The sequence below is a fragment of the Paenibacillus sp. FSL K6-0276 genome (genome assembly GCF_037977235.1).
In the GTDB taxonomy this organism is placed as follows: Bacteria; Bacillota; Bacilli; order Paenibacillales; family Paenibacillaceae; genus Paenibacillus_AQ.
In genome coordinates this window covers 4365444-4384181 of record NZ_CP150276.1, presented here as the reverse complement: position 1 = coordinate 4384181, position 18738 = coordinate 4365444, and the positions used below count along the sequence as shown (strand labels likewise).

At 40.7% G+C, this 18738-nt stretch carries 19 protein-coding genes and 2 pseudogenes; 18 read left to right on the top strand and 3 right to left on the bottom strand.

The window, feature by feature from the left end:
- Positions 1 to 42 precede the first annotated feature (42 nt).
- From dxs to MHH52_RS20680, 11 genes are all read left to right on the top strand, one after another.
- The gene (gene dxs, locus MHH52_RS20730; RefSeq protein ID WP_340009758.1) at positions 43 to 1947 is read left to right on the top strand and encodes a 1-deoxy-D-xylulose-5-phosphate synthase; all 1905 of its coding nucleotides are present in this window, start codon (positions 43 to 45) and stop codon (positions 1945 to 1947) included.
- Positions 1948 to 1993: 46 nt separating this feature from the next.
- Positions 1994 to 2893, top strand: a complete 900-nt coding sequence (locus MHH52_RS20725; protein WP_340009757.1) for a TlyA family RNA methyltransferase — start codon at positions 1994 to 1996, stop codon at positions 2891 to 2893.
- A 227-nt stretch (positions 2894 to 3120) separates the two neighbouring features.
- Positions 3121 to 3486, top strand: a complete 366-nt coding sequence (locus tag MHH52_RS20720) for a hypothetical protein (RefSeq protein WP_231573852.1) — start codon at positions 3121 to 3123, stop codon at positions 3484 to 3486.
- 88 nt (positions 3487 to 3574) lie between these two features.
- Positions 3575 to 4024 (top strand): transcriptional regulator ArgR, encoded by a 450-nt coding sequence (gene argR, locus MHH52_RS20715; protein WP_313641106.1) that lies wholly within the window; start codon positions 3575 to 3577, stop codon positions 4022 to 4024.
- Between the two features lie 64 nt (positions 4025 to 4088).
- On the top strand, positions 4089 to 5816 hold the full coding sequence (gene recN / locus MHH52_RS20710; protein WP_313641105.1) for a DNA repair protein RecN: 1728 nt from the start codon (positions 4089 to 4091) through the stop codon (positions 5814 to 5816).
- A gap of 114 nt (positions 5817 to 5930) precedes the next feature.
- Positions 5931 to 7067, top strand: a complete 1137-nt coding sequence (gene spoIVB, locus MHH52_RS20705; RefSeq protein ID WP_313641104.1) for a SpoIVB peptidase — start codon at positions 5931 to 5933, stop codon at positions 7065 to 7067.
- Between the two features lie 199 nt (positions 7068 to 7266).
- Positions 7267 to 8082, top strand: a complete 816-nt coding sequence (gene spo0A / locus MHH52_RS20700; protein ID WP_042129795.1) for a sporulation transcription factor Spo0A — start codon at positions 7267 to 7269, stop codon at positions 8080 to 8082.
- A gap of 887 nt (positions 8083 to 8969) precedes the next feature.
- Positions 8970 to 9206 carry a hypothetical protein gene (locus MHH52_RS20695; RefSeq protein WP_340004265.1) on the top strand — a complete coding sequence of 79 codons (237 nt, stop codon included), beginning with the start codon at positions 8970 to 8972 and terminating at the stop codon, positions 9204 to 9206.
- Positions 9207 to 9401 (top strand): hypothetical protein, encoded by a 195-nt coding sequence (locus MHH52_RS20690; protein ID WP_340004264.1) that lies wholly within the window; start codon positions 9207 to 9209, stop codon positions 9399 to 9401. It begins immediately after the preceding gene.
- Positions 9355 to 9615, top strand: a complete 261-nt coding sequence (locus MHH52_RS20685; RefSeq protein WP_340004263.1) for a phage holin family protein — start codon at positions 9355 to 9357, stop codon at positions 9613 to 9615. Before MHH52_RS20690 ends, MHH52_RS20685 begins: the two co-directional genes overlap by 47 nt.
- A gap of 348 nt (positions 9616 to 9963) precedes the next feature.
- Complete coding sequence (locus tag MHH52_RS20680) at positions 9964 to 10158, top strand: hypothetical protein (RefSeq protein WP_313641100.1); 195 nt, start codon at positions 9964 to 9966, stop codon at positions 10156 to 10158.
- A gap of 675 nt (positions 10159 to 10833) precedes the next feature.
- On the opposite strand, the gene MHH52_RS20675 is transcribed toward MHH52_RS20680, so the two are convergent.
- Positions 10834 to 10965 carry a hypothetical protein gene (locus MHH52_RS20675; RefSeq protein ID WP_313641099.1) on the bottom strand — a complete coding sequence of 44 codons (132 nt, stop codon included), beginning with the start codon at positions 10963 to 10965 and terminating at the stop codon, positions 10834 to 10836.
- 710 nt (positions 10966 to 11675) lie between these two features.
- Here MHH52_RS20675 and MHH52_RS20670 point away from each other — a divergent pair.
- The 5 genes and pseudogenes from MHH52_RS20670 (at position 11676) to MHH52_RS20650 (ending at position 14260) form a co-directional block, all read left to right on the top strand.
- Complete coding sequence (locus MHH52_RS20670; RefSeq protein ID WP_340004262.1) at positions 11676 to 12143, top strand: hypothetical protein; 468 nt, start codon at positions 11676 to 11678, stop codon at positions 12141 to 12143.
- A gap of 186 nt (positions 12144 to 12329) precedes the next feature.
- A pseudogene (locus MHH52_RS20665) lies at positions 12330 to 12425 on the top strand (sporulation initiation factor Spo0A C-terminal domain-containing protein); the annotation flags it as partial.
- Between the two features lie 640 nt (positions 12426 to 13065).
- Positions 13066 to 13464 (top strand): helix-turn-helix domain-containing protein, encoded by a 399-nt coding sequence (locus MHH52_RS20660; RefSeq protein WP_340004261.1) that lies wholly within the window; start codon positions 13066 to 13068, stop codon positions 13462 to 13464.
- 20 nt (positions 13465 to 13484) lie between these two features.
- A complete protein-coding gene (locus MHH52_RS20655; RefSeq protein ID WP_340004260.1) occupies positions 13485 to 13685 on the top strand; it encodes a hypothetical protein in 201 nt (66 codons plus the stop codon).
- A gap of 140 nt (positions 13686 to 13825) precedes the next feature.
- A complete protein-coding gene (locus tag MHH52_RS20650) occupies positions 13826 to 14260 on the top strand; it encodes a DDE-type integrase/transposase/recombinase (protein WP_340004259.1) in 435 nt (144 codons plus the stop codon).
- 75 nt (positions 14261 to 14335) lie between these two features.
- Here the strand turns inward: MHH52_RS20650 and MHH52_RS20645 are convergent, their stop codons facing one another.
- Positions 14336 to 16075: an ATP-binding cassette domain-containing protein gene (locus MHH52_RS20645; protein WP_340004258.1), complete on the bottom strand. Its 1740-nt coding sequence runs from the start codon at positions 16073 to 16075 to the stop codon at positions 14336 to 14338.
- Between the two features lie 513 nt (positions 16076 to 16588).
- Between MHH52_RS20645 and MHH52_RS20640 the strand changes: the two are divergent.
- Positions 16589 to 16890: pseudogene (locus tag MHH52_RS20640) on the top strand (IS30 family transposase); the annotation flags it as partial.
- 97 nt (positions 16891 to 16987) lie between these two features.
- Here MHH52_RS20640 and MHH52_RS20635 read toward each other — a convergent pair.
- On the bottom strand, positions 16988 to 17464 hold the full coding sequence (locus MHH52_RS20635) for a hypothetical protein (RefSeq protein WP_340004257.1): 477 nt from the start codon (positions 17462 to 17464) through the stop codon (positions 16988 to 16990).
- Between the two features lie 428 nt (positions 17465 to 17892).
- Here MHH52_RS20635 and MHH52_RS20630 point away from each other — a divergent pair, with 428 nt between their 5' ends.
- The gene (locus MHH52_RS20630) at positions 17893 to 18561 is read left to right on the top strand and encodes a hypothetical protein (RefSeq protein WP_340004256.1); all 669 of its coding nucleotides are present in this window, start codon (positions 17893 to 17895) and stop codon (positions 18559 to 18561) included.
- Positions 18562 to 18738: the final 177 nt, after the last annotated feature.

The window sequence follows — 18738 nt, the reverse complement described above, 5'->3', positions numbered from 1 at the left end:
TTTTATAAAATTTACAACATCAAGGAAAGCGGGGAACTATACGTGCTGCTTCCACAAATAAATGATCCTGAGCAACTGAAATCACTGTCAATCGATGAATTAACTACCCTAGCGGAGGAAATCCGTCGATTTCTAATTGAGAAGCTTACAGCAACTGGTGGACACCTTGGATCCAATCTGGGGGTCGTGGAGCTCACTTTGGCTTTGCATTATTGCTATAACAGCCCTCGGGATAAAATGATTTACGACGTTGGGCACCAGTCCTATGTCCACAAGATACTGACCGGTCGCCAAGACCGCTTCGATACCCTGCGTAAATATCAGGGCTTGTGCGGCTTCGTCAAGCGCTCTGAAAGCGAACATGATGTCTGGGAAGCCGGACATAGTAGCACCTCCTTGTCCGCAGCGATGGGGATGGCCATGGCCCGCGATCTCAAGGGTGAAGACAATAAGGTTATTGCCGTGATTGGTGACGGTGCTCTTACTGGCGGGATGGCGTTTGAAGCACTTAACCATATTGGTCATGAGAAGCGTAAGCTGATGGTTATTTTGAACGATAATGAAATGTCGATTGCTCCTAATGTAGGGGCAATGCACAATTATTTAAGCAAAATTCGTTCAGACCGTCATTATCTACGTGCCAAAGACGAGGTTGAAGGGCTGCTTAAAAAAATTCCAGCTATCGGGGGCCGCTTGGCCAAAACGGTTGAGTGGGTGAAGGACAGTCTTAAATATATGATGGTACCGGGTGTTCTTTTTGATGAGCTCGGCTTTACTTATCTTGGACCAGTAGATGGTCATGATCTGGAGAAGATGATTGATACCTTCCATCAAGCGGATAATGTGGCGGGTCCTGTGCTGGTGCATGTACTAACGACCAAAGGCAAGGGCTACAAACCGGCTGAGACCGATTTCTATAAATCGCATGCCATTTCCCCTTACAAAATTGAGTCGGGTCAGGCGCTTAAAGCTGTGGGTCCTCCAATGTACACGGAAGTGTTCGGCGAGACGCTGATCGAACTGGGTCGGGAAGATTCGCGTCTGATTGCAGTTACGCCTGCGATGCCAGGAGGCTCGGGCTTATTTCCTTTTGCTAAGGAATTTCCGGATCGTATGATTGATGTCGGGATTGCGGAGCAGCATGCGGCTACGTTGTGTGCAGCTTTGGCTATGGAAGGTATGAAGCCGGTATATGCGGTGTATTCTACCTTCATGCAGCGTGCTTATGATCAGATCGTCCATGATATTTGCCGTCATAATGCGAATGTTATGTTCGCCATTGATCGCGCTGGGTTTGTGGGTGCCGATGGTGAGACTCATCAGGGTGTGTACGATGTTGCTTTTATGCGCCATATTCCAAATATGGTGATGATGATGCCAAAAGACGAAAATGAGCTGCGTCATATGATGAAGACGGCGCTTGAATATAATGACGGTCCGATTGCTTACCGCTATCCGCGTATTAACGGTACAGGTGTGGCAATGGATCCAGAGCTGCATACTATTCCAATCGGATCATGGGAACGACTGCGTACCGGGGAAGGTTATGCTGTTGTGGCCTGTGGACCTATGGTTCAAGTGGCTGAAGAAGCCGCTGATTTGTTGAAGCGGGAAGGAATCCAGGTGGGCGTCGTGAATGCGCGTTTCCTGAAGCCACTCGACAACTCCATGCTGCTTGATTTGGCTCATGCTGGAACCAGCATCGTAGTCATTGAAGAAGCAAGTCAGGCGGGAAGTCTCGGCAGTGCAGTGTTGGAATTTTACTCGGAGCATGAAATTTATGACGCTCGTGTACATCTGATGGGTGTACCCGACATCTTTGTGGAGCACGGCTCCATTAAGGAACAGCGCCAAGAAACAGGCCTTACTGTAGAAGCGCTATGTGCACGTATCAAGTCCATGATGGCTTTAAGTGCTTATAATTACAAAACAACTTCGTCTTCCTAAGTGGAGACCGGAAATTAGTAACCCTTTGAACGATCGGGAGATGACCATGGAACACCGTAAAGAACGGATAGATGTACTGCTTGTTGAGCAAGGTTTTTATGAAAGCCGTGAAAAGGCAAAAGCAGCCATTATGGCAGGGCTGGTGCTCGCGGATGAGGAACGCATTGAAAAGGCTGGTATGAAGGTGTCACGGGAGGCTACCCTTAAGGTTAAAGGCTCTGTGCATCCTTATGTCAGTCGTGGGGGCCTAAAGCTGGAAAAGGCTCTTCGCCAATTTAATATTGATCTTACGGGACGAACCATGCTGGACATCGGTGCTTCTACTGGAGGCTTCACGGATTGTGCGCTTCAGAATGGAGTGAGCCATGTGTACGCGATTGATGTTGGCTATAATCAGCTGGATTGGTCGCTGCGTAATGATGAACGCGTTAGTGTCATGGAACGAACGAATTTCCGATATATGACACCTCCGGATTTGGTGGGGCCGATTCCAGACTTCGCGAGTATTGATGTTTCTTTTATATCCCTAAAAATAATTCTTCCACCGCTCAAAGCCTTGCTTAAGCGCCCGGCGGATATTGCTGCGCTGATCAAGCCACAGTTTGAGGCAGGACGGGAGAAGGTTGGTAAATCAGGTGTGATTCGTGACTCTGCCGTCCATAAAGAGGTATTGATTAATGTACTGACTATGGCTGCAGAGCTTGGCTACCAGCTACAGGGCTTAACCTTTTCACCGATTACAGGTGGGGAAGGCAATATTGAGTTTCTTGCTCACTGGAGACTAATGCCAGAAGTGGCAGAAGATGAAGAAGTATTACAGCCGTCAGATGCTGTTTCATCAGTCATCCTAGTGGAGGATTTCCCATCCCTAGCGGATGAAGTGGTTAAGCAAGCTACGGGTACTTTTAATGTAAATTCAATTCATGGAAACTCATCGCGCCGGTGAGTTTCTTTTTCCATATGGTCAAGTCAATAAGATCAATTATGCGGAAAGCTCCTAAAAAGACCGCTCAGAAGAAGGATTTAGCATGGCTTCACGCGAATAAATCACCGAGGTGATTGATAGTGGCGGGTAGCTCTGACAAGGTCGTTATGGCGTTTATAGGAGTAGCATTATCGATTTTTATAATTTATCGGATATATATATGGCTGCAAAGTTCTCCGCGTTCTTTCATGAAGGATCAGATCCCGTTTAATAAAGTGATTATTCCTCACCCATCTATAGACATACTAGAGGATGAAGGGTATGAGGTCGTTGGAGGGAAGCTCAAGATCCCATTGTCCTTCAACGTAAACGGAGCGCAGATGTATAGCCGGTTATTTATAGATTATGTGGCGACTAAGGAGGAAGGATCGATATATTTGGTCATCCTTTCCAGACCACGCAAACCTTTGGATTTCACAGGCAGTGGCTTACGAGATACCTTGCTTCCGTACTTGCTGATTTATCCGGAATGTAGCGGAGTTTTGTATGTTAATGTTGCGGCGGGATCCATTCAAGTGATTAAGCTTGGCAGAGATGACGGAGAATCAAACTGAGTCCATATTTAATTAGGTGTATGCTTCCGAAGTAGTTTTGCCGAAGCAATTCGGGGAGCATCGCTTACAAAACTTTTAGGAGGCAACAATGAAGGGTCAACGACATATTAAGATACGTGAGATTATTACGCAAAAGGATATCGAGACACAGGACGAGCTAGTTGAAGCCTTGCGTGAATCTGGTTTCCAGGTTACTCAAGCTACCGTTTCTCGAGACATTAAAGAGCTACTGCTCATCAAGGTTCCTATGGATGATGGAAGATACAAATATTCGCTTCCAACCGATCAGCGGTACAATCCAATACAGAAACTGAAGCGCGTTCTGGTGGATAATTTTGTGCAGATCGATTCCTCGGCTAATCTTGTGGTGATGAAATGCTTACCGGGTACGGCTAATTCAGTCGCAGCCTTAATTGATAATATTGACTGGCCACAAATCATGGGGACCCTCTCTGGTGATGATACCATTCTTATTATTTGCCGCCAGCCTGAGGACAGTAAGGCCGTAATTTCACAAATCATGGGTTACATTTCATAAAATATAAGAAAGTATTGATTTCATTCTATCAAATCCCTATCATCTTCTCGGAGGTGCTCTATTAGTGTTAGAAACCTTGTCTATCCGCAATCTAGCCGTCGTTGAGGCGGTAGATGTGCATTTTTATCCCGGCTTCCATGTGCTTACAGGGGAGACTGGGGCAGGTAAATCCATTATTATTGATGCGCTTGGACTGATTGCAGGTGGCCGCGGCTCCGCGGATTCTATTCGTTACGGTTGTGAAAAAGCAGAGATGGAAGCGCTCTTCAGTCTTCCCAGCAGTCATCCCGTCTGGGATACTTTGGAGCGTCTTGGCATCCAGGCCCAGCGTGAAGAGCATCTTATCATACGCCGCGAGATTACCTCTCAAGGTAAAAGCACATCGCGTGTAAACGGACAGATGGTCAATCTTACTATGCTTCGTGAAATCGGCGAGCAATTAGTTAATATTCATGGACAGCATGAGCACCAAAACTTATTGAAGGCAGAACGGCATCTGGGACTGCTGGATACATATGGAGAACTTATTATCGGGCCGCTTAAGGCGGTTTATCAGGAAAAGTATTCAGCATTTGCGAAGGTGGAGAAAGAACTGCGAGAGCTGCAGGAATCCAGCCAGAAGGCTTATCAAATGCTTGATTTATACCGTTTTCAGCTAGAAGAAATTTCATCTGCCGGATTAAAACTGGGAGAAGATGAATTACTTGCTGAGGAACGGGTCAAACTATCCCACAGTGAGAAAATGATGGATTCTGTATCAGGTGCTTATGAGCTCCTCTACGATAGACAAGGCTTGGAATCCATAGGGAATGTAATTTCCAGACTTGAAGACGCTGTTCGTTACGATGAAAAGGGTCTTAGATCCGTGCTTGAGCAGTTACAGTCCTCCTATTATCAGCTGGAGGATGCTGCATTTCAGCTTCGGGATTACCGAGAAGAGATCGAGTTCAACCCACAGCGACTCGAAGAAATCGAGAATCGCCTCGATTTGATTACCGGACTTCGCCGTAAATATGGTGAGAGCGTTGAACAGATTCTGGCTTATTATGAACAAATTCATCGTGAGACTGATTTGCTTGAGAATAAAGACGAATATCTGGAGAAACTCACCACTAAACGCGATGCCCTACTGTCTGTACTGATGGAGGCAGCTAATGAACTAAGTGAAGCACGGAAGCTTTGTGCAGCTGATTTAGCTACTCAAGTGGAGGGTGAGCTTAAAGACCTTCAAATGGAAAGAACCTCGCTGCAGGTTAAATTGGACACGCTGGAGGACCCACGTGGAGTCGAATACAATGATCGGCGTATTCGCCTTACAAGACAAGGGATAGACAGCGCGGAATTCATGATTTCCCCTAACCCTGGCGAACCGCTGAGACCTCTTGGCAAAATTGCCTCGGGTGGTGAGTTGTCGCGTATTATGTTGGCAATGAAGAGTATTTTTGCGCGCCATGATGCGATTCCAGTTCTGATCTTTGATGAGGTGGATACCGGTGTGAGCGGTCGAGCTGCTCAATCCATTGCAGTTAAGCTGTATAAGCTGTCCTCTACGTGTCAGGTGTTTTCCATTACGCACTTACCTCAGGTGGCTTGTATGGCTGACCATCAGTACTTAATCCGCAAAAAGGTTGAGGATGGAAGAACGATGACTGAAGTGGAATCGCTCTCGAATGATGGACGTGTAATGGAGCTGGCCCGAATGCTGGGTGGGGTGGAAATTACCGAAAAAACATTGCACCACTCGCAGGAAATGCTTAATCTGGCTGAGGCCAGCAAGGCTGCAACAAGCTAAGCGGAACAATGATTGACAGTAATAAAAGCCTGGGGGCAAGGTTATCTTATAGGTACGCAATTGGCGACCACCTTTTTCGTCAAGCGAAAGAAGCAAAAGGGAGCGTGACAGCCATTGAAGCCTAACCTCAGGAAGTTAATGCCAGGCCTTTTATTTGCCTTCTTTCTTAGTTTATCGGGCATAACGGGAACCCACCAAAGTTTTGCCGCACCACTGAACGGTGAACCTGCGAAGGTGACTGCGCAAGGAATGAAACCGGAACTAAAGGTGATCCCGGGAGGTCAAACGATCGGAGTGAAAGTGAAATCAGCAGGTGTTCTGGTTGTAGGACATCATCTGATTGAAGTATCCGAGAAATCTAAGGTTTCCCCAGGAGAAATCAGCGGTTTGGTGCCAGGTGATTTGATGATCTCCATTGATGGAGAGAAGTTGGACGAATTATCTAAGGTGGCCAAGCTTGTGGATCGTGCCGGAAAAGCGAATAATCCTCTGACCATTGTCTTTAAACGCGCTGGGAAAGAGCATACAGCCAAGCTAAAACCCGCGTATGATATTAATGACAAAGTATGGAGATTAGGCCTGTACATTCGAGATTCTGCAGCGGGTGTCGGCACGTTAACTTTTTATGCTCCAAAACAAGGTGTATATGGAGCTTTGGGACATGTGATTACGGACATGAATACAGGAACACCTATTGTTGTCGGCAGCGGTCATATTGTTCAGTCCAGTGTAACTTCGATATCTAAAAGCCAGGATGGCGATCCGGGTGAGAAACGAGCACATTTTTTGAAAGAAAGCCAAGTGCTTGGAAATGTTGAGAGCAACACAGACTTTGGCATCTTCGGCAAAATGAGCCGCAATCCCGAGCATAGTCTTTATAAAGAACCCATTCCTGTGGCGATGAGCAATCAAGTCAAGGAAGGTCCTGCTGAGATTCTTACGGTTGTAGATGGGCAGCAGGTTGAGCGATTTAATGTTGAGATCATTCATGTGGCACATCAGCAGACGCCCGCGACTAAGGGAATGGTAATTCGTATTACAGATCCGCGACTTATCGATAAGACAGGCGGTATCGTTCAAGGGATGAGCGGTAGCCCCATTGTTCAGAATGGACGGCTCATCGGTGCAGTCACTCATGTATTTGTAAATGATCCTAAGTCCGGTTACGGTTGCTTTATCGAATGGATGCTTAAGGACTCTGGTGTAACCCTACAGGAGAATAGGTATCCAATAAATCTTAAGGCGGTTTAGCCTTAAGATTTTTTTGTCGAAGGATTACGAAGATCATCGAACTTTGAAATAAAATATTTAATTATAATCCATGCCAGAAAAAAAATAAAGAAAAATAATTTTCGACAGAAGGGAATTCAATGTCCATGTCGAAAATGTTATAAGACAAGAAAAAAATGTTATTTTCGAATAGCAGATATAATTAAGGAGGAAGTAGCCAGTGCAGAATATTGAAGTGTTGTTGGCCGATGATAACAGGGAATTTACGAATTTGCTTTCCGAATACATTTCTGAACAAGAAGATATGACCGTAACGGGTATCGCCTACAATGGTGAAGAAGTGCTTCAAATGCTTAGCGAAGCGCGTAAAGTTCCCGATGTCCTTATTCTTGATATCATCATGCCACATTTAGACGGTCTAGGAGTCTTGGAACGTCTGCGTGATATGGATCTGAATCCTCAACCGAAGATCATCATGCTGACCGCTTTTGGTCAGGAGAACATCACTCAAAGAGCTGTACAGCTTGGTGCATCCTATTATATTTTGAAACCGTTCGATATGGAGGTCCTGGCAAATCGTGTACGTCAGCTTGTCGGAGTCCAAGGCAGCATGAGCTCATCCTCCAACATGTACAACTATTCGTCGACGTCCAGATCGAATGTAGTGCCGCTTACGAAGGGCAAGAACCTTGATGCTAACATTACTTCGATTATCCATGAAATCGGTGTTCCAGCACATATCAAAGGCTATCAGTATCTGCGCGAAGCGATCACCATGGTATATAACAATATCGAGATCCTTGGTGCGATTACGAAAACGCTCTATCCAGCCATTGCAGAGAAATTCAAGACCACCCCTTCACGCGTAGAACGCGCGATTCGTCATGCGATTGAAGTGGCTTGGACCCGTGGCAACATTGATTCCATCAGCCATCTATTCGGCTACACCATTAATATCTCCAAATCTAAGCCTACTAACTCGGAATTTATTGCCATGGTAGCTGATAAGCTGCGGATTGAGCATAAGGTTAGTTGAAAGGGTTAGGGGCAGTAAGTGGTAAGGGATTATGGGATTTTTACGATAATCTCTCTAAAACAATTTTGCCTATAAATATCTTTTTGGGCTGTTTTAGACCAATAAATACTTTCTTGGGTAACGTATAAATTCATTCCTTTATTGGGTGCGAAATAATCCAATGGAGGAATGATTTTTTTATGACTGATTTTGAATTTCAGATTGATAATTTTATGCTTTATTGCTCTTCTCGTAACTTAGCTAAAAAAACTATGAGAAGCTACGAACAGACCTTGAAATTGTTTGGCGTGTACCTACAAGACCAATTTCAGATTGAAGATGTTCAGAAGGTTTAATCAGGTCAAATAAGAAATTACATTAAATACATCCAAGAACGTGGTAAATATTCGGTGGTTAGTGAAGTGAACTCCACTATGAGTAATTTTCCTCAGAATCGTACAGACAATAAAAAGCAAGTTTCTACGGTTACGGTGGCTAATTATGTACGTAATATTAAAGTATTCTTTAACTGGCTTCACTGTATAGATCATGATATAGTCAAGAATCCATGTGAGAAGATTGAAAATTCAAAGATAATCCGCAAAACTAAAAAAACATTGTCTACAGATGATATAAAACGTGTTTTAGGACAATTCGGAATCTCACGCTTCCACGATTATCGCAACTCCGTTATAACGAAAAGCTTATTAGATACCGGTATGTGCATAAGTGAGTGGTTTATCAGTTAAGCTATTAAAGCGGGACGCTTGATTGAAATTAATGAGTCAATTACAGGCATCATAGGAAGATACTTAATCAAGACAGCACTTCATAGTGAGAGTAATGGAATACATAAAGTAACTGTACAATTTGGAAGGTGAGATAATTGGAAGATTGGGGATTGCAGTTTGCAGTTTGCAAAATTATTTAAAGACAGAGACAATAAAACACCAGAAGAAATTGCTGTTGCAAAGGTAATCAATATTATGCCCAATATCAAGCTTTCTCTTGGGACAGATATTATATTTGATGCTGATAATTTGGTAAATTCTTCACGAATATACGAGTTAATTTACATGTTGGCGACGATGTTATTGTTATGCCAACAGCAAGCGGACAGATATATTATTTACTTGATAAAGTAGGTGCTCCAAATATTTCCTGAAGATGGATTAATCAAAGAAGAAATAGAAGCTTTGTCCGCTGTTCCTGCAGCAATGGGCAAGGTTTTTTTATTTGATTTAGTTGCTGAAAAGTATTCATTAGTAAACGGAATGCTGGTTGTAGCAACTTATGAACAGGGGATTAAGCAATGGATTGCATGTCCTAATAACTGCTGAGACTTTCTGGGGTATATTCAAGAAGTTTCTCATGTGTGTAATAGATGTACTCTATCGTGTTGATATGTTGTTGGGGCTTACTGGTGGCTTGGGATTCATGGTGGGCGGTACGTTTTTCTATATTGGCAATGAGTTTTTTAGTTTGGTTGATAATTACGGGCGACTTCAACTTCCATTGCCAAAACAGGTGAAGAAAAATATAGCTACAGGCTAAGGGTGAGGGTAAGGAAGAGTAATAATAACAATAACAAATAAGTGCTTCTTCTAAGATATTTTTTATAAAAACTTATAATCGTCTCTAGTGAATTATTCTCGCGCATAACCTTTTTTACCAAATAAAAGAAAAAACATGCATTAATCATATTAATCTGTGGATACTTTCTAGTTATCCACAGATCCATCCACAGTTTTATCCACAGATGTTTTCATTGTATTTTCTACATGATATATTATAAGAGATATAGATAAAATACCCAGCGATAACAAATTGTTAGAGGTATTAAGTTTTTCAATCAGGTATACACTTTTTACTAAGTACTAATTACTTACGGAGGTGTGTACGATGACTGAGAACAAGGAGGAAGATAAAATGAGTGTAGCCCAAATCAAACCAATTCGACCGACAAAGGCCACTTTTAAAGATGATCGGGAAGCACAGAAATTTGAAAATTATGCGTCACAGATGAAAAAAACGGAAAGTGTTGGCATGGACAAAATGCGCCAAATGATGGAGGATTTTAAGAAAAAGAGAAAGTAGGATTTTCATGCTTACATCTAGATACATTCAGGAAGGCGACCAAAGTCTTCTTGAACAGTTTCAGTGTGATGATGAAGTAACAGTTAGGAAATTTCTCACAGAAGAAGCCTTAAACCTTCATCTACTTAACCTAGCGAGTACCCGACTATACTTCAATGAAGAAGGGAATTTAGTCGGGTACTTCACTTTGTATAACGATATGATGCAAATAGGAAAATCCAAGCGAATAAAACATAAAGTATATGTTCCTTCCTATAAATTTTATCCCGCCGTAAAGCTCCATTATCTCGGAGTCGACTCCCGCTATAGAAAAAATGGTTTTGGTGAATATTTACTTCTTTCTGTATTAGAAATAGTAACTGAAATAGCTAGACTATCAGGTTGCATATTTCTCAGCGTCGAGTCTTTGCCTAATGCAGTGGGCTTCTATAACAAGTACGAATTTCAATACTTAAGCAATAATAAGCCGTTTATTAACATGTTCTTCAAGGTTAATGAACTAACAATTACATAACGTTTTATTGAATAATGGTATGATTTATATTTTGAAAAGTCAATAGCGCAACATTCAAGTCACTTCCCTGCGAAGTGGCTTTTTTGATGTCTAGAAAGGCTCCCCCAAATGCTACCCGTGCCATCTGGAGGAGGAGACAATGAAGGTTATGAAGGCTTGTACTACTTAAGTTTATTTACCTCGCGTTGGATTTGTTTTTCGAGATTCCGTGTCACCTCTTTCTCGAACTTTTTCAGGTCGCTCTTAAGCTGTGCTTTAGAACCCCCGATACGAATCTTTACGGTCTTTGCCATGATATCACCTCCCTATCTATATTTCGTAGTAATCACTTTCGACCTGCACGTGATTGAGCTAAGACAGAACCAGCAAGTGACTTAGCTGTTTTACTAGAAGAACTGCTACGTAAAACTGATGATGCCTTACTCGACATCTTTGACGATGAGACCTTGCTTGTACTTGTTTTCTTAAGTGGATACCACCTCCTTCGTTACCATATATTGTTGTCGTTAGATAAAAATAACCCAAGATGTTGTGTTTGTAAACAGTTTTTTTGAAAACCCGCGCGGGGAGCGGATTCTTCAAAAGTACTCCACAAATGATCCACAGGCTGTCCAGTGGTAATCCACAATTGATCCACAAGCATTAGTAGATTAAGTGTATTTTTAGAAAGGAAAATCATTATGAAACAACAAGGAAACTTTTTTATTACTAGAAAGAAGTGAATTTAAAGATTGGTTAGATAAACAAGACGTGACTCGCAAGATTACTACACTACAGGTACATCATACTAGGAGTCCAAACTATACTACTAGCAAAAATTAAGAGCCATTCAAGTATTTTGAAGGTATGCGTACATCACATTTAACCAATGGCTGGTCTGGAACTGGACAGCATTTTTCTGTTCTTGAAACAGGTCAAGTTGGTGTCTCGCTAGATAGAAGTTTAAACATCACTCCAGCAGGGATTAAAAGGGGCTAATACAGGGGCTATTTGCACTGAGATCGTGGGTAACTTTGATATTGGTGGAGATACCATTTTGGAAACACCGAAACAATCTGTAATTCATCTATATGCTTGTTTAGCTAATAAGTTTGATTTATCTGTTGATACTGAACACGTTGTTTATCATCACTGGTATTCATCAGAAGGTGTTGAAATTGTTGATTTTAAAACTGGTAAGAGTATAGGTAAACTCTCTCCAAGCAAGTCATGTCCGGGAACTAACTTTTGGGGAGATGGGAATACGGTTGCTGCGGCCAATAAGAGATTTATTCCAGATGTCAAAGCAGAATTGGAGAGATTGAGAAAAGCAGTGGTAACTACGCCAATTAAAGAGACTATAAAGGATGATGATCAAGTGGAAAAAGTAAAAGATGTTCTTACCAAGGATAACAGTGTACATAATGGATTTATGAAAGATAATGAGAACTTCGTTCCGGTTAGTGTACTGAGGGAATTGGGCATAAGGTAACGTGGGATAATAACACTAAGAAATTGTATATTAGTTAATAAGGTGTGATGCGAAAAAGCATTGCACCTTTTTTTCTTTTATATAATAAAATATGGAAAACCATTTTGCGTACTAATGTTCAACTGTAAGATAATAAAGTGATTGGATAACTACATAGCCAAGAAGAAAAATTACTTACCCCATAAGGGCTACACCATTAATATCTCCAAATCTAAGCCTACTAACTCGGAATTTATTGCCATGGTAGCGGATAAGCTGCGGATGGAGCATACGGTTAGTTGAAAGGGTAAGGAGTAGTGCGGGGGAAGGGATTGTGGGTGTTGGAAGGTGTTTACAGGTAACGTAAGGATACCGATAAATATCCGAAGTGGTGTGTTTTAAACCGATAAATGTTTTTGAGAAAGCTATTAATTACCGCTGTTTATTGGGTTCCCAAAATCCAATGAAGGGCGGTTTTTTGTTGTGACGGACTTCGAGTTTCAAGTAAACAATTTCATGTTATTTTGTTCCTCCAAGAATCTTTCTCGCAAAACAATGGCAAGCTATTAACAAGCGTTAAAGCCTTTTGGTCATTAAAAGATCAGTTCAAAATTGAGGAAGTTACAAAGGTCCATACTGGACATATCCGTATGTTGAAAAGGAAATACCGAAGAACTCGTTGAGCAACGTGGAGAGCCCGAAAATCGAAAGGGAAATAAAAAAACTTACATGGTTATTTGCTCACCCAGAAAAATCCTCAACAGATTGTTATGGCCAAAAATGTTTTGAGAGAGATTATTAATAATAAGTGAACTACTGTCCACGGCAAGAGCTATCAAGAAATCAATGCAGTAAAAAGCTACTGGAATCTGATATGCTCCCATCATAGTAGACAGTAGAAAAAACAAAAACTTCTACTGCTACAATGATGGGAGTTTTTCTAATGTCTAAAAGAAGTCCAGCATCTTTAAAAGTAAAATTACATGTCGTACGGCTGTGCCTTGAGCACAAGTCAAATCCAAACTATGAGGCAAAACAGCTAGGTCTTAGTTCGCACACGGTTAGAGAATGGATTAGGAAATATAAGGCAGATGGTTTGGACGGGTTGAAGGAATCGAAAACATGGAATACATACTCAAAGGAATTGAAAATAGCTGCTGTTAACGAGGTGTTGTCTGGTCACTCCTCCGTTGAAGAGGCGATAAACAAGCATCATATTTCAAGCAGAAGTGTCTTGAAGAAATGGATTTCCAAGTATACTAATGAGATAGAATTAAAGCCTACACATAATGGAAACTTCGCAAAAAAGTTGGCGGAGATCGAGCGACGAAATACACGCTAACCCTCGTTCGACAAGTAAACTTGTATCAAGCGATTCAAGAACTGAACAAAGAAAAAGGTCACGCAATTACGAAGTTGTGTGCGTTAGCTGGGGTTGCTCGATCTGCCTATTACAAGTGGTTAAAATGGAAACCCTCTAGCATGGAACTTGAAATCCGTGCCTTAGCCAAAGAAGTGAAGCTTCGTTATGACAAGCGAAAAGGGATACTTGGCTATCGTTAAATGCGCACGCAATTAAATCGAAAGCTCAAAAAGAAGTACAACAAAAAGCGCTATTACCGAATCATGTGCGCTCTTGGGCTCAGGGCGGTCATTCGCAGAAAACGGGCAAGTTATGTGAAAGCTGTGTAGTTGAAAATGTAATGAACCGTAACTTTGATGCCAATTCTCCTACTTCAAAATGGTGTACAGATGTGACAGAACTGAAGTATGGGAATGGGCGCAAAGCCTATTTGAGCGCCATTATTGATGTATATGATAATTCCATTGTCTCATGGGTATTAAGCCCTTCCAACAACAATAAACTCGTGATGGATACGCTGAAAAGAGCTTACGCGAAGAATCCGAGCGATTTTGGGTTACCTACAAGTCAGAAAGCTATTATCTTACAAAGTATGACACCTATGAAGATGTCCTCACAGAGGTTAGCAAATATATTCACTACTACAATAATTACCGCTACACAGAATGTTTGGATGGATTGTCTTCTAACGAATACCGACGAGCTGCATAACGAAGATACCTCAGCTCTGGTAATACGAGCTGAGGTATCTAAACTAACTATTTTTGTTTTTTAGACTGTCTACTTGACAGGGAGCACTTCATTCATCAGTGTCTTTTTTGTTGATACTTTTCAATCAGAGGGTTGTGATTTAAAGCAACTTAATCAGCTCTTCTAGCTCATCAACCAATACTTTTGCAAGTTCAAAATCAGTATCTTTTAAAGCCAATTCTATTTTCATTTCAACTGATTTTTTCTTTTGTTCAGTTTCTAAATAGTCTCTATCAAAATGACTAGCATAAATCATCTTTCTAAATTTTCGCATACTCATTTTTCTAATCGTCTTATCGTCAATGATTAAAACATAATCCATACCATTTACCACAGAATAGAAATCATGAGAAATCATGAGAATTGCACCTTTATAGTCTTCAATGGCTTTCTCCAGTGCTATTTGTGTATAGGTGTCTAAATGGCTTGTCGGTTCATCAAGAAGCATTACGTTTGCTTTACTGGCAGAAACTTTAGCCAATTGAAGCATGTTTTTTTCTCCACCAGATAAAGATTCTATCTTTTGATTAACGATTTCTCCTTCAAAGCCATAGTTTGAAATATACGATCTTATCTCTTCATAAGTTTTAAACCCGGCATCGATGAATTCTTCTAGTATTGTATTAGAATCCTTTAGCACTTCGCCTTGAAGCTGAGATAAATAAGCCACTTTAACATCAGCATTTATTTCAATTGAATCATGATTATTTTTAAAGATTTCTCGGAGTAAAGTCGTTTTCCCTGTACCGTTTGAACCGATAAGGGCTACTTTATCCGTAGATTTCATCTCAAAGTTAACATTTTCTAAAAGCAACTCATCAAAGGCAACACTATAATTATTGACATTTAAAACAACGGTGTCTTCAATTTCATTATCAATACCGAAACTGATATTCGGTTGCTTAATATCTACGAATGGCGCTTTAATTCTACGCGCTTCCAATCTTTCTTGAAATTTAACTCTAGCTTTTAGAGCTTTCCCTCTAGATGCTTCTGAATTATAAGTTGCGATAGCTCTAAGATTATTGATGATGTTCTCGTTTCTCTCAATTTCTTCATTCTCAGCGACTGTGAGTTCTTGTAACTCAATTTTTGTTTGAAGCAATGAGAAGTTGTAATCAATATATCGCCCATCAAACTCTTGGATCTCCATGTTTTCAAGGTGTATAATTTTGTTGAAGCAATGATTCAATAGATATCGGTTGTGTGTAACAACTAGCAGTATTCCTTTGTGAGAATTAATAAGATTTTTAAGCGCATTTAGGTTTTCAAAGTCTAAAAATACATCTGGTTCGTCCATAATCATTAAGTCTGGACTACTAAGCATTTCCTTCATCACTTGAATAAGTTTGAATTCCCCGCCACTCAGGTCGGATACCCTAAGATCTTTTAGCTTCATGAGGTTTGCCAGATTTAGTTTCTTATTAATGTTGCTTTCAAAATCATCCCCACCCATTGAATCAAAGGCGTCTAAAGCTAATTGATACTTTTCTAGTAACGAATCAATATCCGATGATGTTTCCATTTCGGTGCAAATAGCTGTTATTTCATTTTGTATCTTAATAAATTCTTCTCCTATATATTCAAAAACGGTTATTTCTTTAGTTTTGTTTGGTTGTGAGAACTGACTTACATACCCAATTCTGCAAGTTGAGTCTATCTCTAACATGCCATCAAACAAATATCTTTCTGGATCCATCAGTATATCGATCAGTGTACTTTTCCCACTGCCGCTTGTTCCTATAAAAGCGCAGTGTTGTGCCTCTTCAAGCGTAAATGAAATGTTTTTATATAGTTCTTTTTGCGGAAATGAGAAGGATAAGTTATCAACTTTTATCATATTATTACCTTTCTTTATAACTAAATTTGTGACTATTATTAGATGTATTGAAGAGCATAGCTTTTGAGTTTACCGTTGACAGACTAACACTTTTTACAACCAACATCAATCATTTCACATTAAAATTGTTCGTGAAATCGAAAAATACAATTTAGAACAATATGATCACGCCTACCCAGATGGCATCTTATAGCTCGATTACAGCTGGACAGAAGTAAAAGAAACAGTTGCTTGAACAACTCATAAGGCACATATTTTGTCCTCACTCAAAGTGCAAAGTAAGAAAGGTGAAATTACTAGAAAATCGAGAAATGGGTAGCCTCTAGTTATATCTAGTCTTTCAATAGCAATACTATAGAATTAAATAGAATTTTAGGAGGACGTTATATGAGTCGGGTATTGATATTGTTGTATAGGTGGAAAAGGAACCGTGACCAAGCTGAAAATAAGCAAGCTATCGAATAGGTTGCGAATACTTATAGAATATCGCCTAGGTAAGTCTCTGAATTAAATTTCGGACACTGGGAACTGGATACCGTTGTATCCAGCCGAGGAAAGAGCCGAGCCTGTGCTGAAACATTCATCGAACGCAAGACACGGATGTATCTAGCCCAAAAATGCCAGACCGTACAGCTCATTCGATGGAGATCGCTTTCGGTGTGATCGCTGGTCAGTACCCTCAATCAACCTTTCTCATGGAAACGGCAGATCAAGGGAAAGAATTCGCCTGCTATGGTGCCCTAGAAACCTTTCATGGACTGGATGTCTACTTTGCTGATCCTTATTCCTCCTGGCAACGAGGATCTAATGAAAATCTGCTCATGAATCTTTCATGGATCATGTGTCGCACTTAGCTTGACAATCCGATAATGACTACAATCAGCTTCATAAGTGTTAATATTCACTTGAACCCTATTTTTTGCACACATTCGCATTTAAAACATTTCTGCATTTTCTAATTTTTTGTTTGATTTGCCGATTTTCAAAAAAATAAATTTCTGTACCTGACCAAATAAAAACCCAACACACAATGCTTAAAACTCCTCCAATATAGGCATAAGTACTTGAAAGATTCAAGAATATCACCCCGACAATAATACCAAGCATAAATAAAACAATAGCCTTTTTGGCATTTTTAGCATATGTATATTCCTCTTCGTTCAAGATGTTAGAAAAAGTGTTATATGTGGCAGCCTGCAATGAATTTTCGTCAAAATCATTCTGACCTAAAAAAAATAAGTCTACGTTTTTTATTCTGCCACTATGTAGCTTTGACAGAATAAAATCTACAAGATCAGAGCTTAGGTGAACATCATCTAAGCTATAATATCTTGAAAAAGGAGTATCCGTTTCATCTAAATAGATACTTATACTTAATTCATCTTTCATATTAACCATCCTTTAACTCCAATGTAGTAGTTGAAAGCCAACCTTTTATCAGTATGGTCAAGATAGTAACAATTCTTACGAAAACAGCGATATTAAAAAAGACAATTAACGAAGTACTTAACTAAATCTCTTGAAGTCTGCTGATCTACGGGAAGATTTCATGTACAAGCAAGCTACAAGAGTTTATGAACTGCTCGTTACGCCTTGAAATTAACTGGTTCACCCGCCACAATTGATTAATGAAATAACGTAATAATTATCGTCTATGACATTACTTCGAAACCACCTGCAACGATTGAGTGGGAATAGGATAATATAATTGATGACGTTAATTGCTTGTGACTCCTTGGTGGACAAGAGTTTCTGGCGTTGACGGCAAGTACATTGATGTTTGTATATACCTTCATTTCTTGAAAGGAGAGATTCATATGAATCGAATCTACTTTAAGGACAATCCATGGCCGAACAGTCACAGTATTAAAGAATTTGAATGGGAAGCTCGACTGGAACCCGATAGCGGCATCTGGTTTGACCTTCACTTGAAGTCTGAAGACTATGATGCGGATGATATTGTCGAGGAAGAAGAGGAAGAGGAAGAGGATGACAGACCCGATTGGTATCATAAAATCGTGTGGAATAACTATCATGCGGTTACATTGTCCTCTACGTTTTGGGGGCATAAGGGGCTGTTGGTCGGCACGGAAGCTAACCATCTTGATTTTACCAAGCTTGCACATACTACGTTTGAAGTAGATACGCTTCCACTGCAAGATGAACGTGATTATGAAGATGGAGCCTTCGGCATTTATTTACTCGGTCACGACGCAGCGGCGGATCATCGTATTCATTTTGAAAAAAACACCGGCTCCATTGACTTCACGGTGCGTTGGTCTGGCAAAATCGCGCTTATGTATGCCGGACAGGAGGAATTCAAGTATGATTTTGACGCCACGATAACAAATGTTACATTTAGCGGTATTAAGCTTCCTGAAGGCTATAGTCCTGAGAAAAGACGTCTTCTGTTAGCTTCCTTTGTATCAGACGTGGATCTGTTTGTGTGGTCCCACGAACGAGAAAGGTTCGTACTAAGGTCTTAGTTATCAACGGCTTCTCAGGTTGTTGCCATGTTGCCATACTGATGGGTGCACACCGCCTTTCTCCATTCCACCCAAATCAACGAGTTTATCGAGGATTTTATACTTTCTGTTTAAGCTTATTCATTGCGTTATTATATTTCGCAACTCTCTGGTAATCTTCCTCGGAGGGATTCGTAA

What these genes read in the sequence shown, in the direction of transcription:
- MHH52_RS20650 (WP_340004259.1), top strand. Translation starts at nt 13,826, where the DNA reads ATGAACCGTAACTTTGATGCCAATTCTCCTACTTCAAAATGGTGTACA.
- MHH52_RS20680 (WP_313641100.1), top strand. Translation starts at nt 9,964, where the DNA reads ATGACTGAGAACAAGGAGGAAGATAAAATGAGTGTAGCCCAAATCAAA.
- MHH52_RS20635 (WP_340004257.1), bottom strand. Translation starts at nt 17,464, where the DNA reads ATGAAAGATGAATTAAGTATAAGTATCTATTTAGATGAAACGGATACT.
- MHH52_RS20720 (WP_231573852.1), top strand. Translation starts at nt 3,121, where the DNA reads ATGAAGGATCAGATCCCGTTTAATAAAGTGATTATTCCTCACCCATCT.
- MHH52_RS20675 (WP_313641099.1), bottom strand. Translation starts at nt 10,965, where the DNA reads ATGGCAAAGACCGTAAAGATTCGTATCGGGGGTTCTAAAGCACAGCTT.
- MHH52_RS20725 (WP_340009757.1), top strand. Translation starts at nt 1,994, where the DNA reads ATGGAACACCGTAAAGAACGGATAGATGTACTGCTTGTTGAGCAAGGT.
- MHH52_RS20660 (WP_340004261.1), top strand. Translation starts at nt 13,066, where the DNA reads ATGTCTAAAAGAAGTCCAGCATCTTTAAAAGTAAAATTACATGTCGTA.
- argR (WP_313641106.1), top strand. Translation starts at nt 3,575, where the DNA reads ATGAAGGGTCAACGACATATTAAGATACGTGAGATTATTACGCAAAAG.
- MHH52_RS20630 (WP_340004256.1), top strand. Translation starts at nt 17,893, where the DNA reads ATGAATCGAATCTACTTTAAGGACAATCCATGGCCGAACAGTCACAGT.
- MHH52_RS20645 (WP_340004258.1), bottom strand. Translation starts at nt 16,075, where the DNA reads ATGATAAAAGTTGATAACTTATCCTTCTCATTTCCGCAAAAAGAACTA.
- MHH52_RS20685 (WP_340004263.1), top strand. Translation starts at nt 9,355, where the DNA reads ATGAACAGGGGATTAAGCAATGGATTGCATGTCCTAATAACTGCTGAG.